The sequence below is a fragment of the Brevundimonas subvibrioides genome, from assembly GCF_027271155.1.
Classification (GTDB): domain Bacteria; phylum Pseudomonadota; class Alphaproteobacteria; order Caulobacterales; family Caulobacteraceae; genus Brevundimonas; species Brevundimonas subvibrioides_D.
The window spans coordinates 1,995,177-2,010,062 of sequence record NZ_CP114542.1 but is presented as its reverse complement, the minus strand read 5'-3'; the positions used below and the strand labels follow the sequence as shown (position 1 = coordinate 2,010,062).

General features: G+C 66.7%; 18 protein-coding genes. 6 read left to right on the top strand and 12 right to left on the bottom strand.

The window, feature by feature from the left end; translation table 11 throughout:
• Positions 1-76: 76 nt before the first annotated feature.
• From O3139_RS10180 to O3139_RS10155, 6 genes are all read right to left on the bottom strand, one after another.
• Positions 77-712 carry a S24 family peptidase gene (locus tag O3139_RS10180; protein ID WP_269513972.1) on the bottom strand — a complete coding sequence of 212 codons (636 nt, stop codon included), beginning with the start codon at positions 710-712 and terminating at the stop codon, positions 77-79.
• A 52-nt stretch (positions 713-764) separates the two neighbouring features.
• Positions 765-1,196 carry a hypothetical protein gene (locus tag O3139_RS10175; protein ID WP_269513971.1) on the bottom strand — a complete coding sequence of 144 codons (432 nt, stop codon included), beginning with the start codon at positions 1,194-1,196 and terminating at the stop codon, positions 765-767.
• Positions 1,197-1,285: 89 nt separating this feature from the next.
• Positions 1,286-1,636 carry a hypothetical protein gene (locus tag O3139_RS10170; RefSeq protein WP_269513970.1) on the bottom strand — a complete coding sequence of 117 codons (351 nt, stop codon included), beginning with the start codon at positions 1,634-1,636 and terminating at the stop codon, positions 1,286-1,288.
• A 45-nt stretch (positions 1,637-1,681) separates the two neighbouring features.
• Complete coding sequence (locus O3139_RS10165; RefSeq protein ID WP_269513969.1) at positions 1,682-2,068, bottom strand: hypothetical protein; 387 nt, start codon at positions 2,066-2,068, stop codon at positions 1,682-1,684.
• A gap of 52 nt (positions 2,069-2,120) precedes the next feature.
• The gene (locus tag O3139_RS10160; RefSeq protein ID WP_269513968.1) at positions 2,121-2,528 is read right to left on the bottom strand and encodes a PaaI family thioesterase; all 408 of its coding nucleotides are present in this window, start codon (positions 2,526-2,528) and stop codon (positions 2,121-2,123) included.
• Positions 2,525-2,998 carry a PaaI family thioesterase gene (locus O3139_RS10155; protein WP_269513967.1) on the bottom strand — a complete coding sequence of 158 codons (474 nt, stop codon included), beginning with the start codon at positions 2,996-2,998 and terminating at the stop codon, positions 2,525-2,527. The genes O3139_RS10160 and O3139_RS10155 overlap by 4 nt, the downstream gene beginning before the upstream one ends.
• Before the next feature lie 62 nt (positions 2,999-3,060).
• Between O3139_RS10155 and O3139_RS10150 the strand changes: the two genes are divergently transcribed.
• Complete coding sequence (locus tag O3139_RS10150) at positions 3,061-4,131, top strand: ligase-associated DNA damage response exonuclease (protein ID WP_269513966.1); 1,071 nt, start codon at positions 3,061-3,063, stop codon at positions 4,129-4,131.
• A 376-nt stretch (positions 4,132-4,507) separates the two neighbouring features.
• Here the strand turns inward: O3139_RS10150 and O3139_RS10145 are convergent, their stop codons facing one another.
• Complete coding sequence (locus O3139_RS10145) at positions 4,508-6,037, bottom strand: response regulator (RefSeq protein ID WP_332108837.1); 1,530 nt, start codon at positions 6,035-6,037, stop codon at positions 4,508-4,510.
• Positions 6,038-6,344: 307 nt separating this feature from the next.
• On the opposite strand from O3139_RS10145, the gene queC reads away from it, so the two are divergent.
• The 3 genes from queC (at position 6,345) to O3139_RS10130 (ending at position 8,593) form a co-directional block, all read left to right on the top strand.
• The gene (gene queC / locus O3139_RS10140; protein WP_269513964.1) at positions 6,345-7,061 is read left to right on the top strand and encodes a 7-cyano-7-deazaguanine synthase QueC; all 717 of its coding nucleotides are present in this window, start codon (positions 6,345-6,347) and stop codon (positions 7,059-7,061) included.
• Positions 7,058-7,693, top strand: a complete 636-nt coding sequence (gene queE / locus O3139_RS10135) for a 7-carboxy-7-deazaguanine synthase (protein ID WP_269513963.1) — start codon at positions 7,058-7,060, stop codon at positions 7,691-7,693. The genes queC and queE overlap by 4 nt, the downstream gene beginning before the upstream one ends.
• Before the next feature lie 99 nt (positions 7,694-7,792).
• Positions 7,793-8,593 carry a class I SAM-dependent methyltransferase gene (locus tag O3139_RS10130; RefSeq protein WP_269513962.1) on the top strand — a complete coding sequence of 267 codons (801 nt, stop codon included), beginning with the start codon at positions 7,793-7,795 and terminating at the stop codon, positions 8,591-8,593.
• Between the two features lie 116 nt (positions 8,594-8,709).
• Here the strand turns inward: O3139_RS10130 and O3139_RS10125 are convergent, their stop codons facing one another.
• The 3 genes from O3139_RS10125 to O3139_RS10115 are packed head-to-tail and all read right to left on the bottom strand — an operon-like array spanning position 8,710 to position 10,837.
• The gene (locus O3139_RS10125; protein ID WP_269513961.1) at positions 8,710-8,982 is read right to left on the bottom strand and encodes a hypothetical protein; all 273 of its coding nucleotides are present in this window, start codon (positions 8,980-8,982) and stop codon (positions 8,710-8,712) included.
• Positions 8,983-8,991: 9 nt separating this feature from the next.
• Positions 8,992-10,107, bottom strand: a complete 1,116-nt coding sequence (gene aroC / locus O3139_RS10120) for a chorismate synthase (RefSeq protein ID WP_269513960.1) — start codon at positions 10,105-10,107, stop codon at positions 8,992-8,994.
• Positions 10,108-10,117: 10 nt separating this feature from the next.
• Entirely contained in the window at positions 10,118-10,837 is a 720-nt protein-coding gene (locus O3139_RS10115; RefSeq protein WP_269513959.1) for a DnaJ C-terminal domain-containing protein, read from the bottom strand.
• Positions 10,838-10,913: 76 nt separating this feature from the next.
• On the opposite strand from O3139_RS10115, the gene pdxH reads away from it, so the two are divergent.
• Positions 10,914-11,594: a pyridoxamine 5'-phosphate oxidase gene (gene pdxH / locus O3139_RS10110; protein WP_269513958.1), complete on the top strand. Its 681-nt coding sequence runs from the start codon at positions 10,914-10,916 to the stop codon at positions 11,592-11,594.
• Positions 11,595-11,596: 2 nt separating this feature from the next.
• Here pdxH and O3139_RS10105 read toward each other — a convergent pair whose 3' ends face one another.
• Complete coding sequence (locus tag O3139_RS10105) at positions 11,597-12,226, bottom strand: TetR/AcrR family transcriptional regulator (protein WP_269513957.1); 630 nt, start codon at positions 12,224-12,226, stop codon at positions 11,597-11,599.
• A 51-nt stretch (positions 12,227-12,277) separates the two neighbouring features.
• Complete coding sequence (udk, locus tag O3139_RS10100; RefSeq protein WP_269513956.1) at positions 12,278-12,931, bottom strand: uridine kinase; 654 nt, start codon at positions 12,929-12,931, stop codon at positions 12,278-12,280.
• Between the two features lie 305 nt (positions 12,932-13,236).
• Here udk and O3139_RS10095 point away from each other — a divergent pair, with 305 nt between their 5' ends.
• The gene (locus O3139_RS10095; RefSeq protein WP_269513955.1) at positions 13,237-14,883 is read left to right on the top strand and encodes a long-chain-fatty-acid--CoA ligase; all 1,647 of its coding nucleotides are present in this window, start codon (positions 13,237-13,239) and stop codon (positions 14,881-14,883) included.
• Positions 14,884-14,886: the final 3 nt, after the last annotated feature.

Genomic DNA, 14,886 nt, shown 5'->3' with positions numbered 1-14,886 from the left:
CGCGACCGCTCACCGCCTGAGCGCGGTTCAGGGCTGAGGAAATAAGCCGCTCCGGACGGGGCGGCTTATTTCCGGCCTACTGACTGACCCACAGGATCCGGGCCATCCAGTCGATGTCCGCGCGGGAAATCTCGCGCGGTGGATAGGCGGGGTTGATCGAGCCCAGGGTGACGGACTTTGCGCTGATCGCATCGACCTGCTTGGCCAGGGTTTCACCGGACCGGGTGCGCGCCACCACCCGATCGCCCTTGCGCACGTCGGTGTGGTCGCGGTCCACCAGGACGCGGTCTCCCTCACGATACAGGGGCACCATGGAGTCGCCGGAAATTCGCAGGCTGAACAGGCTTTCCCGGGGCGAAGGCAGGTCGGTCTGGTCCCAGCCATCGCCGGTCGGCAGGCCGGCGTCGTCGAAAAAGCCGTCCGGGCCGGCCTGGGCCATGCCCAGCAGCGGCGCCGTCGCGATCCGCACGGGTGAATCGTCGGCCAGGGCGGCGAATTCGGCCAGCGACGTGCCGGTGACCTCCAGAATGCGGTTCAGGCTTTCGGTCGAGGGCCAGCGCGGTCGCAGCGGAACGCCCGGCCCGAACCGCTTGGACGGATTCAGGGCCGTGGCATCCAGCCCCGCCCTGCGCGCCAGGGCCGAGGCCGAGAGACCGTGGCGATGCGCCAGTCCGTCGAGGGCCGACCAGAGACGATGATGGGAGAGGGGCAAGCGCGCCGACCGTGCTGACGGGAAGGTCGATACCCTAGCCAGGAATAAAGACCTATTCCAGCCCCGCCGCCCGCCGGTCCTGCCAGGCCCAGAAGGTGCCGATGCCGATGGTCAGAAGGATGCCGTAACTGGTCAGATTGATCACCGTATAAAACGCGGCGACCGGAGGTCGGACATCAAACAGATAGACGATGTGGCTCATGACTGTCAGCAGCTGCAACGCCATAGCCCAGACTATCCAGTTCCGGGCCCAGCGCCACATGAGGTAGCCAAAGAAGACTGCAACCCCGAGGTCTATCAGAAAAATCTTCAACTGAAAGCTCTCGTACAGATTTCCATCGTCTTGGACGAGAACACTGGCCAGCCAGCTGAGCATATACACGCCCATGCCAAAACGTTCCGGGAAATCGCCTTTTGAAAATGCGAAAAGACCGATGAGGATCATCGGGAGCAGAGCGAGCTTCAGATAGAGAGTATCCAACATAAAATCGCCCCCGCACGATTTGGTGCGAGGGCGACTATGGTTTGAGTCTAGCCTGAAAGGAATGTGCGCCGGTCAGGCTAGATCATTTATCAAGCGACGCGTTGCAGCTCGTTTTTCTTCGTCCCGCCCATCGGCGTTTCCCAATCGTCGGGCTTGTCGAGCGGGCCAGCGGCATAGATGCCATAGCCCTGACGGCGGTGGGCGCGTTGCAGTTCGGCGTGGCAGGCCACGATCGCTTCGCGGGCCGAGGACAGGGCCGCGATGGCCTCGATGGCCTTGGCCTGGGCTTCCGAACCCGCGACCGGCGAAACCTTCAGAAGGGTGCGGGCACCGATCATCGATTGCACGAGGGTGGTGGACGCCGTGATGGCCGCGTCGACCGCCTTTTCGGTAGCGTAGAGATCACCAGCGACGCTGGAGATGACTTCAGTTCTGTCCATGTGTAGCCCCTCAATGAAACGACAATGGACAAAGTGTTAACACATCTATGACGCCAGCGGTAGCGTTTCGTTAACCAATGGCGGCGACCTCCGGGCCACCCGGTCGTCCGCGCCTTCGCCCCCGACGGGAGGCCGGTCTTCGGGCTTGTCCATCGGACCGACGGCGAGGGTCTCAAGGCCCATTCGGCGGGCCAGTGCGGCGAGCGTGTTGTGGGTGTCGACCAGATGGGATCGCGCGGAGGCGAGGGCCCCGATCGTGGCGGCGGTGCCGTCGAACGCCTTCTGGCCCGTCACGGCAGATAGATAGGCGTGAGCCCGGGCGGCCGGCAGCATGGCCGCCAGGTTTGCGGCTTCCGTCAGGGCCAGGTCGATGGCCAACTCGGCGGCATAAAGGCGGGTCGCCAGGGACTCGCCGACGGTTTCTCTGCTCATGGTGGAAAACCCCGGTGGCCGGATGCCACCTCAGAATGCAACCATAAGTATTTCAGGAAATCAAGTCCCGGTTGTCGTCCAGCGAGAAATGGGCCGTCAGGCTGGCGATGGGCTGGGCCGGATCGTCCTGCCAGGCCTCGGCCAGGACGTGCGCTACACGGCGCCCGGCGCGGGAAATTCGCGCGCGGGCATGGACGTCGCGCGGCTTGCCCGACCGCAGATAGGCCGTGGTCACTGTGATGGGGCGGGGCAGGCGAAGGCGCGGCCAGACCAGGGCGACCTGGGCGATGGCGGTCAGTTCCAGCATGGCGGCGGTGGAGCCCCCGTGCAGGGCCGGCAGCATGGGATTGCCGATCAGGTGGTCGGCGAAGGGCATCACGACCGTCAGGATGTCGCCGTCGCGTTCGGTCCGAAGACCCAGAAAGCGGGCGTAGGGAATCGTGTCGAGGAGGGCGGTCATGCGGCGTCGCCTTTCGCTTTCAGGTTTGATCCTGTCGCGCCCGCGTCGCTGGCGTTGATGACATAGGTGGCCTGGGCTGCGGCGACGGGGTCGGCGGGGTCGTCCTCGAAGGCCCAGGCGCGGACGAAGCCGATGGTGCGCGTCAACTTGTAGCAACGGGCCTCGGACAGCAGGTCCACGCGCGGCCGGGCGGCGCGCATATAGTCGATGCGCAGGTCCAGCGTCGCGATCGGCGCGAACCGGCCCAGCGCCACCCAGATGGCCAGGCCGCCGACGTGATCCAGCATGGCCGTGACCAGACCGCCGGCGAAGACCTCCGTCTCCGGATCCCCGACCAGATCGGCGCGCCAGGGGGTGCGCAGGCGGACACGGTCGCCCTCGACGCCCTCGTACCGGAACCCCAGCGCATGGGTGTGGGCCGCGCCCGATGCGAGTTGCGGCAGGATGTCGGTCAGGAACGGATCGCTCATCCGACCGTCCTTATCGGGCGCGGACTGGCGCGCAAGCCCCGCAGCATGCCCATATCGTCCCCATGATCCGACCCGAAGACCTGCTCCGACCCACACCGGCCGGCCTGTACTGCCCACCCGGCGATTTCTACGTCGATCCGAACCGGCCCGTGGACCGCGCGGTGGTGACCCACGGGCATTCGGACCATGCGCGGTCCGGGCACGGCGCGGTACTGGCGACGGCCCAGACCCTGGCCATCATGGCCGAGCGCTATGGCGAGGACTTTACCCGGCTGCGCCAGCCGGTGGCGTATGGAGAGGCCGCCTCCCACAACGGCGTGGAGATCCGGCTGGTCCCTGCGGGCCATGTGCTGGGCTCGGCCCAGGCGGTGGTGACGTATCAGGGCCTGACCATGGTGGTGTCGGGCGACTACAAGCGCCGTCGCGACCCGACCTGTGCCCCGTTCGAGCCCGTGCCGTGTCACGTCTTCATCTCGGAGGCGACCTTCGGCCTGCCGGTCTTCACCCATCCGCCGGATGCCGAGGAGGTCGGGCGGCTGGTCCAGTCACTGGGCCAGTTCCCGGACCGCGCCCATCTGGTCGGGGCCTATGCACTCGGCAAGGCCCAGCGGGTGATCCGGCTGCTGCGAGAGGCGGGCTGGGAGCGGCCCATCTATGTCCACGGTGCGCTGGAGCGACTGAACCGGCTGTACCAGAGCGAGGGCGTCGATCTGGGCCCGATCCTGCCGGCGACAGGGCTGAAGGCGGGAGCCCTGGGCGGGGAGGTGGCCGTCGCACCGCCGTCGGCCATTCAGGACCGCTGGGCGCGGCGCTTCGCCGATCCGGTGACGGCGTTCGCCTCGGGCTGGATGCTGGTCAAGGCGCGGGCGAAGCAGCGTGGGGTGGAGCTGCCGCTCGTGATCAGCGACCACGCCGACTGGCCTGAACTGATCCAGACCTTCGAGGAGGTCAGACCTGAGGAGCTCTGGATCACCCACGGCCGCGAGGAGGGCCTGCTGCGCTGGGCCGAGATCAACGGCGTCAAGGCGCGGGCGCTGCGGCTGGTGGGATATGAGGACGAGGACGAGGAGACGGGCGGGAAGGTCGGGCCGGATCAGGGCTCCCAAGGGTCCGAAAGCCACGACCGCTTCTGACGCAGGGGCATGTCAGACTGTCGGCTTGATCCCCGCGAGTGGCTCGGCCTGGTCGTTCAGGTCCGTGCCGGGGTCATGATTGATCCGGTCCGATATCCCGGCCGGGTGCAATCCGGAACGGCCAAGGCTACCAGGAGTCCCGATATCTGCGGTTTATATTTCAGTGGTTTGAAAGACCATTCCGAGGCCGGATCGCAGGAGTTGGACTCCGTGCACCCGGTTTTTTTGGAGTCCAACCCTTCCTTCCTGCTCCCGACGGACGAGCATCAGGTCTCTCCGTCGGCGTAAGCCGCCGCAGGGTCGCCGGAACTAGCTGGCCCTCACGCTTTTGCCTGAATGGGCTTTGGAAGGATGGGGACGGCCATCCGGCCCAGATCTAGGCCGCGCGAATCCTGGTCCCGGGCACGGCCGCCGCGTCCGCCGCGTCCGCCGCGTCCGCTGTCAGGGCGGCACTCATGGCCATGCGCATGCGCTCCGGCTTGATCGGCTTCTCGACCACTGCGGCCATGCCGATCGACAGATAGTGTTTCGCATCGTCCGGATCGGCGTTGGCGGTCAGGGCGACGATCGGAATGTTACGCTCCGGGCCGGTCAGGGCGCGGATGGCCTGGGTCGCCTGGACGCCGTCCATGCGCGGCATCTTGATGTCCATCAGGATCAGATCGAACGGGCGGGCCTGGACGGCTTCAAGCGCCTCCATCCCGTCCTCAGCCGTCTCGGACGAGCAGCCGAACATCTCGCACAGGGCCTGGGCGACGACCCGGTTGGTGGCATTGTCGTCGACGATCAGGATGTGCGGATTGGATTTCAGTTCCAGGTCGGACAGGGCCGAGACGTTCGAAGGATGATCGACCGCGGCCGCCGACAGGGGCGCGGTGATATCGAAGGCGAAGGTGGCACCCCGACCCTGGTTGTTCTCGGCCCAGATCCGGCCGTTCATATTGTCGATGATCTGGCGGCAGATCGACAGGCCCAGTCCCGCGCCGGGCCGGCCGGAGCCATGGATGAAGGGCTCGAAGATGGCATCCACGCGGTCGGCGTCGAGGCCAGGGCCGTCGTCCCGGATGCGCGCTTCCATATGGACCTTGCCGTCCAGGGCCCAGGCCTTGAGACGGGCCTCGACAACGCCGTGCCGGGCGAATTTCAGGGCGTTGCTGATCAGATTGTTGAACACCTGCTTCACGCGGACGCCATCGAGGTCTGCCGTCAGTTCGGTATCGCCCTCATATCCGACCAGCAGTCGCACGCCGTCCTGGGACGCACGCGGGGCCCACATGTGCTCGACGTCGTCGACGAGGGCGCGCAGCGGGGTAGGGGCGGGGGCCAGTTCAAGCTCGCCAGCCTCCGCGCGCGACAGGTCCAGCGCATCCTGCAAGATACGCAGGAGGGTCTCGGAGGAGTCGACGATGGTCTGGACGTGCATGTGGGCCGCATCGTTCAGGGGCTGGCGGCGCAGCAGCTCGGCGACCGCGAGAACGCCGTTCATCGGCGTGCGCAGCTCGTGGCTCATGATGGCCAGGAACTGGCTCTTGGCGCGGGCGGAGGCCAGCGCCTGGGTCTGGCTGTCGGTCAGGGCGCGGGCCTGTTCCTCCAGTTCGCGGTTGTGGGTGCGCTGCTGGTCGTTGACGGCCCGCATCAGCGATATGGCAGTGCCGACGCCGCGATAACGCCCCTGCCGCGTCACGATGAAGCCGCGCATCAGGGCACCTGGGCCGGACTTCAGCAGGATATCGCAGAAGGCGTCGATGCGGACCCCGGCCTCGACCACGGCGGGCTCGGAATCCATGATCATGGAGACGGGGCGATTGGCGTAGAGCGCGTGACCGAAGGGACTGGCGATCTTCAGCAGGAAAGCATTGCGTTCGATCAGCCCGACGGGCCGGTCATTTTCGACCACGGGGATCACGAGCGTGTCCGGCTCATTCCTGAATCGAGCGAAGATATCGCTCGCCGGGACTGTCGGCGAGACAGCTTCGGCGCGCTCGGTAAGGACCTCAATCGTCGGCATACTGGCCGTCACTCCGTCTTGTCGGTGGATGATTAGGGGATAAGCCTCTTCGGAATCGTTAACTGTGACGCGCCGCCGCATTCCGGCCTGGATTGGCGAGGTTTTTGCGGGCGCGCGCACGGTGGTGTAAGGGCCGGGTCCAAGCTTCCCGATTTCCATCCCTTTGTTCGATGCGCGCGGCCAGTCGGCCGACCGCAGGGCCGTCATGACCGAAACCCTACCCAAAGCATCGTCTGCCCTCGTCCTGTTCTCCGGCGGTCAGGACAGCGCGACCTGTCTGGCCTGGGCGCTGGAGCGGTTCGGGCGGGTCGAGACCGTGGGTTTCGACTATGGCCAGCGTCATGCGGTCGAGATGGCGGCGCGGCTGAAGGTGCGCGAGGGAATGCCCGGCGTTCTGCCGGACCTGGCCGCGCGGCTGGGGCCGGACCACGTCGTGGACCTGACCGGCTTCGGGGCCATCGGCGAGACGGCGATGACGACCGACCGGGCGATCGAGGTGGGCGCGCGCGGCCTGCCGACGACCTTCGTGCCGGGGCGAAACCTGATCTTCCTGACGGCGGCAGCGGCGCTCGCGGACCGACGCGGGCTGGAGGTGCTGGTCGGCGGCATGTGCGAGACGGACTTCTCCGGCTATCCCGATTGCCGACGCGAAACCCTGGACGCGATGGAGCGGGCGCTATCGCTGGGGCTTGACCGGCGCGTGCCGGTCCAGACGCCCCTGATGTGGCTGACCAAGGCGCAGACCTGGGCACTGGCGGACGAGATCGGCGGCACCGCCCTGGTCGAGCTGATCGTGGAGGACAGTCACACCTGCTACCGGGGTGACCGCAGCCATCGGCACGCCTGGGGCTACGGTTGCGGCACCTGCCCGGCCTGCGAGCTCCGGGCGGCGGGCTGGGACGGATGGGGCGCCGGACAATGACCTATGCGGTCAAGGAAACCTTCCTGACGGTGCAGGGGGAGGGCGGCCAGGCGGGGCGCCCGGCGGTCTTCCTGCGCTTCGCCGGCTGCAATCTGTGGAGCGGGCGCGAACAGGACCGGGCCACGGCCGTCTGCAGCTTCTGCGACACCGACTTCGTCGGCACAGACGGCGATGGCGGCGGCCGGTTCGCCGATGCAGGCCGACTTGCCGACCACATCGTTTCCCTGTGGATCGGCCGGGCGGGCGACCCGAAGCTGATCGTCTGTACCGGGGGCGAACCCCTGCTACAGCTGGACCCCCCCCTGATCGCCGCCCTTCACGCCAGGGGCTTTGACATTGCGGTCGAGACAAACGGCACCCTGCCGGTGCCAGAGGGGATCGACTGGGTCTGCGTCAGCCCGAAGGCTGCGGCCCCGGTGGTGCAGATTTCAGGGGCCGAGTTGAAACTGGTCTATCCTCAGCCGTTGGCAATGCCGGACCGGTTCGAGGACCTGGAGTTCGAGCGCTTCTGGCTGCAGCCGATGGACGGACCCGATCAGGCGGCCAATACGGCGGCGGCCCTGGACTACTGCCTGCGCCATCCGAAATGGCGCCTCAGCGTCCAGACCCACAAATACATCGGGGTTCGTTGACCGGACGTGACCTCAGGGCTGCTTCAGACGGACAGGACCGGTGCCCGCCCCGGGGTAACCGGATGAAAACGATGTCTGCCAGCGATCTGGCAAGCAATCATGACCTACAAGGCTCCCGAAAAGGGAAAGCCCATGCTTCAAGACCACCAGAACTTCGACGTCGACGAGGCGTTCGAAGTCGGCCTGTCAGAAACCAGCAATCTGTGGCGGCGCCTGGGCGTGAAGCCGGACTTCACCGGACTCGATGTGATGGAGGTCGGCTCCGGCCTCGGCTTCCTGACCGCCGATATTGCCCTGGCCGGTGCCAAAAGCGTTCTGGGTATCGATACCTGGGAACCGCGCGTGGAGTGGGGCACAAAGAAGCTGGCCCAGCGCTTCCCCCAGCTGACCAACGCCAGATTCGACTCCACGCCAACCAATGAGATGGCCGGTGAGTCGCGTTTCGATGTCATCGTCTCGCAGAACACCTTCGAGCATATTGCCGATATCGATAGTGTGCTGCACTCGTTCCGTCGCCTGCTGCGCCCGGGCGGCAGAGCCTATATCGGCTTCTCCCCGATGTATCACAGCCCATTCGGCGACCACGGCGAACTGCGTGCGAGGGTGCGCCTGCCCTGGCTGCATCTGATTGCGGGCCGCAAGCGCGTGATCGCGGCCTACAACAAGGCCAATGGCGAGAACGTCACGACCCTTATCGAATGCGGTTTCAACGCACTGAAGCCAAAAGACTTTCGCCGCGCCTTCCTTAGATCGGGCCTTGTCGTTGAAAGCGTGCGCGTCAATCCGACTGAGGGCGGGCTTAAACAGCGGATCATGGACGCCTTTGCCCTGATCTCGAAGATCCCGGGGCTGGAGCCCTACTTCGCAACCGGCATGTACGTGGTCCTGCGCAAGCCATAGGCTGAATGCGCCTGACTGGCGTGCCCGTGGTCTTGTGACCTCGGGCAGTTACGAGGCGATCCGTCAGGCCCGTTGCTTGAGCGTCGGTTCATGTCGATCCCGACGGCCCACGTGGACTAACAGCGTTGGCCGTTGGCGCGGCGCTGCTCGCATCGGCGTTGCTCGCGCTCGTAGTCGCGCTGCTCGCCCGCGCGGCGGGCGCGGGTTTCCTCGTCGGAGGTGGTTACGGAATCCACGCCGGCACCGACCACGGCACCCGTGACCTTGGCCGCGCCGCCGACCACCGCACCCGCCGTGCCGACCACGGCCCCCACCAGGCAGCCCTGGAGCATCATTGCGCCCGCGAGGACGATCGACAGGGCTATGGTGCGTCTGAAAGTCTGGGACATGGTCCGCTCCTAATCCGAACAGGATGAACGGTTTGTGACCTGACCGACCTGCGCCCGGTGTCTCAACATGGCGTCGGCCAGCACGCAGGCGGCCATGGCCTCGACCACCGGAACACCGCGCAGGGCGACGCAGGGGTCGTGGCGACCGACCGTGCGCAGGTCGGTCTCGGTGCCATCGCGGGTGACGGTCTGACGCGGGGTCAGGATCGAGGATGTCGGCTTGAAGGCGATGCGGGCGGTCAGGGGCTGGCCGGTCGAGATGCCGCCGAGGACGCCACCGGCCTGGTTCGACTGGAAGACGATGCCGCCGTCCGGACCAATCCGCATCTCGTCGGCATTGTCCTCTCCCGACAGTTCTGCCGAGGCGAAGCCGGCCCCGATCTCGACGCCCTTGACGGCGTTGATCGACATCATGGCAGCGGCCAGTTCGGCGTCCAGCTTGCCGTAAAGCGGCGCGCCCCAGCCGGCGGGGATGCCGGTGACCTCCAGAGCGACTACGGCACCGGTGGACGAGCCCGCCTTGCGCACGCCATCCAGCCAGGCTTCCCACGCGGGCACGACCCCGGCGGAGGCGGCGAACAGCGGATTGTCATGGACGACGGAAAAATCAACGGCGTCCGGCGCGATCCTGTGCGGACCCAGCTGGACGATACCGGCCCGGATGACGACGCCGTTGCCCAGTATGCGGCGGGCGACGGCCCCGGCGGCGACCCGGCTGGCGGTCTCGCGCGCCGAGGACCGTCCGCCGCCGCGATGGTCCCGCACGCCGTATTTGGCCTGATAGGTCATGTCGGCGTGGCCGGGCCGGAAGGCGCGGGCGATCTCGCCATAGTCTTTCGACCGCGCATCCTCATTGTCGATATGGATGGCGATCGGCGCGCCGGTGGTCACGGGCCCGTCCCCGTCGTCGAAAACCCCGGACAGGATGCGGGCGGTATCGCTTTCCTTCCTCTGCGTGACGAAGCGGCTGCCACCGGGTTTTCGTCTGTCCAGCCAGGGCTGTAGATCGGCCTCTGTCAGGGGAATCCGGGGCGGACAGCCGTCAACGACGCAGCCGATCGCCGGCCCATGGCTTTCGCCCCAGGTCGTCACGCGAAACAGATGGCCGAAGGTGTTGTGGGACATGATCCCGCGATTAGGCTGCCAAACGGTCCGGCGTCCAGACCCGGGTGAAGCGGGCCAGCATGTCTTCGGCGGCCGAGGGTGCGACCTCGCTGGCGAACAGGGTGACGAACAGGTGTCCGGTCCTGTGCGAGCCGCGCGCGGGCAGGCCGAGATCGCGCAGGCGCAGGCGGACGGGCGCTTGCAGGCCGGGGGTCAGCCAGGCGGAGCGTGTCCCGACGTGGGTCTCGATCTCGAGGCGGCCTCCGTCGGCCAGCACGCGCGGTGCGGCCCCCCAGCGCATGTGCAGATCGTCGCCCAGGACGGCGAGACCATCGCCCGGACGGATCAGGACGGGAAGATACAGGTCAGACCCGTCGTCGGCGCCATTTCTCAGTCGAAGATGTTCGCCGGTACGCATCCCCGCCGGCGCGTGCACCCGCAAAGATCGCATGCCGAGGCGGACGGTTGTATCGCCGCCCTGTATGGCCTGAAGCGGTGTCAGCCCGACGACCGGCAGGGCGGCAGGACGCGTTGTCGGAGCGGCGAGAGCGGGATGCCCGCCCCCCCGCCCCTGGATCAGGCGATAGGCGGCGATGACACGGCGAAAACGGTCCGCATCCCCGCCGGGCAGGTCGGGTCGAGCCCCCTTGACGGCCAGGCGGAAGGCGCGTGCCACCTCGGCCTGGTCGGTCGGGCCGTGAAGCCCGAGGACGGCGAAGGCTTCGTTCAGGGTCTGGTCGGACGGGATCATGCGACGAATAGGCCCGCAGCATGGTCAAGGACGGGTTAACCGTGCGGAGGCCGGCGGTGCTTGCTATATCGATCTCATGACCAGCGCCGTGATCCCGCCCAGCCCGTCCCGCGAGGAGTATGCCCGCGACTATGCTGCTGCCCTTGCGGCCAACGGAGACGAGACGATCTTCGATCGGACAGAACCGATCGGGCTGATGATCGACTGGCTGGCCCAGGCCCGGGCGCATGAGCCGAACGACCCCAATGCCATGGGCCTGTCGACGGTGGATGCCGACGGCGCGCCGGACAGCCGGATGGTCTTGCTCAAGGACGTCGATGCGCGGGGACTGACCTTCTATTCCAATCGCGAGAGCGCAAAGGGTCTGCAGCTGCAGCTGCAGGACCGGCCGCGTGCAGCGCTGCTGTTTCACTGGAAGTCGCTGCGGCGTCAGATCCGGGTGCGCGGCGCGGTGGAGCCGGTCAGTCCCGAGGAGGCCGATGCCTATTTCGCCAGCCGGGCGCGTGAAAGCCGGATCGGAGCCTGGGCTTCGGACCAGTCACGGCCACTGGCCGGGCGATCCGACCTGGAAGCCGCGGTCGCGCGCGAGACGGCGCGGTTCGAGGGCAGGGACGTGCCCCGTCCCGGGCACTGGTCGGGATGGCGGGTGGTGCCGGATGTCGTCGAGTTCTGGAGGGACCGGCCATTTCGTCTGCACGACCGCCTGCGATTCACCCGTGCCGGCGAGGGCTGGACGCGCGCCCGGCTTCAACCCTGAATTCAGGCACCGTAGCGGGCCAGGAACGTTTCCACGGCGTCTTCCGCGATCTGCGCATTGGATCGGGTCGCCCGAACCTCGTCCCCGGTGACCAGAGGCATGAAGAACACCGGGTGTTCGACCATGCCCATCAACTGGCCGGCGGCCCAGGATGGCTTGTCGATCTTGAGTTCGCCGCGTTCGGACAGGCGCGACAGGGCAGCCATGAGGGGGCGGCCGAAATCGCTGCGTCCCTTGTCGAAGAAGCACTGGGCCATGTCGCGGAAGCGGGGCCGCTCCGCCATCACAAGACGGAAAACGGCTCGCACGAATGGATCGCCCATGAAGTCCGCATAGGCGGTGGCGAAAAGGATCAGCAGGTCGCGCGCCGTGCCATCCGTGACGCGGACGCGGTCCATCTGGGCCGAGAAGTCGGCCGAGGCGTCCGCTATGACCGCCGTGAACAGGTGCTGCTTCGAGGGGAAATAGGCGTACAGGGTCGCCGTCGATACAGTCGCCGCCCGCGCGACAGGTTCGATCCTCGTGGCCGCATAGCCGTTGGCCATGAACTGGTGGCGCGCTTCGCGAACGATCGCCTGACGACGCTGGTCGTCCGCTTCGAGGACGTTGGCCTGGACGTTGTGAGAGTGCATCCTGTCGCCCTTAGCCCACATGGCTGCGCTTCGGAAAGTCAGACGACATCGTCAGGTCTGCGGCACCAGGAGGGGGGCCAGCAGGGGGTGCGCCAGCAGGGGGGCGGCCAGGCGCACGATAACCTGCGGATCGTCCAGCCGGACCGCGGCCGTGGCATCGGCGATGACGAAATCGGCCCGCGTGCGCGAGGGCTCTGTCAGGCGCTCGTGACCCGGGCGTACCGTCCTGAGGTACTGGTCGATGACCGAAGCCGATGTGCGGCCTCGCTCGGCCTGATCGCGCAGCAGCCGACGGATGAACCGGATGTCGGACGGTGTATCGACGAACACGCGGATGTCGAACAGGTCCGCTACGGCCGGCGTGCACAGAACGTGGGTCCCCTCCACGATCACGACGGGCGCGACCGGAATCACCTCGCCGTCAGGCTCGCGTCCGTGGTGGATGAAGGAATAGACCGGCGCGGTGACGGGTTTGCCCGCCTTCAGTCGGCACAGGTCCTCGTACAGCAGATCGTGGTCGCGGGCGGCGACGTCGTCGAAGTCGAAGGTCGCTGCGTCGAAGCCGGGCAGGGAGGCGGCGTCGCGGTAGTAGGAGTCCTCGCGCATCAGCACGGCTGTGCCGGGCGGCAGGACGGAGGCGACGGTTTCGGCCAGCGTCGACTTGCCCGAGCCCGAGCCGCCGGTAATCGCGATGAGAATGCTCATGGAGGGCCCTTACCGCCCGCCACGGCTCAGCGGAAGAAGTAGATCAGCGGCGGTCGGTGGCGAAGCCTTCTGCGAGTGCGGTGAGGAAGATGGCAAGGGCGACGGTCGCAACGCTTGCCGGCCGCGTGTCGAAAACCTCGGGGTCCCGAAGGGACAGGTCCGCAGAAAACGCCGGAACCGCAGGATCCATAATGGCCGGACGTGCGCAGGGACCGGACTGCCCTTGAGTCACGTTGCTTAACGACGGTCACCTCGGCTAGCTTGAGCCAAGCCTCGCATGCAGCCGGGGCATATAAGGGAATGCGATGCTGGGATTGATGCAGGACTGGCCGCTGACGGTCGACCGGATCCTTGACCACTCGAAGAACTGGCACAGCCATCGCCAGGTGGTGACCCGCTCGGTGGAGGGGCCGGTCGTGCGGACGACCTATGGCGATATCCATGGTCGGGCCAAGCAGGTGTCCAACGTCCTCAAGGAGTGGGGCATCAAGGTCGGCGACCGGGTCGCGACCCTGGCCTGGAACACCGGCAACCACATCGAGGCCTGGTACGGCATCATGGGGATCGGAGCGGTGTGCCATACGCTGAACCCGCGCCTGTTTCCCGAGCAACTGATCTACATCATCAACCACGCCGGCGACCGGATCATCTTCGTCGATCTGACGTTCGTGCCGCTGCTGGAGGCGATCCTGCCGCATTGCCCCTGCGTCGAGCGGGTCGTGGTGCTGACCGACGCGTTCCATATGCCGGCGACGAAGCTGCCCCGGGCGGAATGCTATGAGGCCATTCTGGCGGGCGTGTCGCAGGACTGCGTCTGGGGCGATTTCGACGAGCAGACCGCCTGCGGACTCTGCTACACCTCGGGGACGACGGGAAACCCGAAAGGGGTGCTGTATTCGCACCGGTCGAACTTCATCCACACCCTGCTGGGCATGCAGTCCACGGTGCTGGGGCCGTCGCCGAAGGAAGTCATCCTGCCGGTCGTGCCGATGTTCCACGCCAATGCCTGGGGCATCGCCTTCGCGGGACCGGCGTCGGGGGCCAAGCTGGTCATGCCGGGGGCCAGGATGGACGGTGCCTCCATCTATGAGCTGATCGTATCGGAAGGCGTGACCTTCTCGGCCGCCGTGCCCACCGTCTGGCAGGGTCTGCTGGCCCACCTGCGCGAGCACAAGCTGACGATCCCGACGGTCAAGCGGGTGCTGATCGGCGGCTCGGCGGTCCCGGAGAGCCTGATCCGCGCCTTCCACGACGAGTTCGGCATCGAGGTCGCGCAAGGCTGGGGCATGACCGAGACCTCGCCGATCGGCACCATGTCGATCCTGACGCCCGAGCTTGAGGCCCTGCCATACGACGAGGGCATGAAGTGGCGGATCAAACAGGGGATCCCGCCCCTCGGCGTCGAGCTGAAGCTGAAGAATTATGCCGGCCAGGAGATGCCGCACGACGGCACGACCTACGGCCGTCTGATGATCAAGGGCCCGACCATCGCCCGCGCCTATTTCCGCGACGAGGGTGGTGACATCCTGGACCACGAGGGCTTCTTCGACACCGGCGACGTCTCGACGATCGACGAATACGGCTTCATGCAGATCACCGACCGGGCCAAGGACGTGATCAAGTCCGGTGGCGAATGGATCAGCTCGATCGAGATCGAGAACATCGCCGTGGGCCATCCCAGGGTCGAACTGGCGGCCGTGATCGGCGCCGCCCATCCGAAATGGGACGAGCGGCCGGTCCTGATCATCAAGCTGAAGCCCGGCGAGGCCCAGGACAAGCAGGAGCACCTGGATTTCCTCGTCGGCAAGATCGCCAAATGGTGGATGCCCGACGATGTCGTCTTCGTCGACGACATCCCGCTGGGGGCCACCGGCAAGATCGACAAGAAGAACCTGCGCGAGCAGCTGAAGGATTATCGGCTGCCGACCTCGGTCGAACCGGCGCGGGTCTGAGGC

Excerpts from the sequence above, each read along its gene's own strand:
- O3139_RS10175 (WP_269513971.1), bottom strand. The coding sequence starts at position 1,196 with ATGTTGGATACTCTCTATCTGAAGCTCGCTCTGCTCCCGATGATCCTC.
- O3139_RS10155 (WP_269513967.1), bottom strand. The coding sequence starts at position 2,998 with ATGAGCGATCCGTTCCTGACCGACATCCTGCCGCAACTCGCATCGGGC.
- O3139_RS10125 (WP_269513961.1), bottom strand. The coding sequence starts at position 8,982 with ATGTCCCAGACTTTCAGACGCACCATAGCCCTGTCGATCGTCCTCGCG.
- pdxH (WP_269513958.1), top strand. The coding sequence starts at position 10,914 with ATGACCAGCGCCGTGATCCCGCCCAGCCCGTCCCGCGAGGAGTATGCC.
- O3139_RS10150 (WP_269513966.1), top strand. The coding sequence starts at position 3,061 with ATGATCCGACCCGAAGACCTGCTCCGACCCACACCGGCCGGCCTGTAC.
- O3139_RS10105 (WP_269513957.1), bottom strand. The coding sequence starts at position 12,226 with ATGCACTCTCACAACGTCCAGGCCAACGTCCTCGAAGCGGACGACCAG.
- queE (WP_269513963.1), top strand. The coding sequence starts at position 7,058 with ATGACCTATGCGGTCAAGGAAACCTTCCTGACGGTGCAGGGGGAGGGC.
- O3139_RS10165 (WP_269513969.1), bottom strand. The coding sequence starts at position 2,068 with ATGAGCAGAGAAACCGTCGGCGAGTCCCTGGCGACCCGCCTTTATGCC.
- queC (WP_269513964.1), top strand. The coding sequence starts at position 6,345 with ATGACCGAAACCCTACCCAAAGCATCGTCTGCCCTCGTCCTGTTCTCC.
- udk (WP_269513956.1), bottom strand. The coding sequence starts at position 12,931 with ATGAGCATTCTCATCGCGATTACCGGCGGCTCGGGCTCGGGCAAGTCG.
- O3139_RS10115 (WP_269513959.1), bottom strand. The coding sequence starts at position 10,837 with ATGATCCCGTCCGACCAGACCCTGAACGAAGCCTTCGCCGTCCTCGGG.
- O3139_RS10170 (WP_269513970.1), bottom strand. The coding sequence starts at position 1,636 with ATGGACAGAACTGAAGTCATCTCCAGCGTCGCTGGTGATCTCTACGCT.
- O3139_RS10160 (WP_269513968.1), bottom strand. The coding sequence starts at position 2,528 with ATGACCGCCCTCCTCGACACGATTCCCTACGCCCGCTTTCTGGGTCTT.
- O3139_RS10130 (WP_269513962.1), top strand. The coding sequence starts at position 7,793 with ATGACCTACAAGGCTCCCGAAAAGGGAAAGCCCATGCTTCAAGACCAC.
- aroC (WP_269513960.1), bottom strand. The coding sequence starts at position 10,107 with ATGTCCCACAACACCTTCGGCCATCTGTTTCGCGTGACGACCTGGGGC.
- O3139_RS10095 (WP_269513955.1), top strand. The coding sequence starts at position 13,237 with ATGCTGGGATTGATGCAGGACTGGCCGCTGACGGTCGACCGGATCCTT.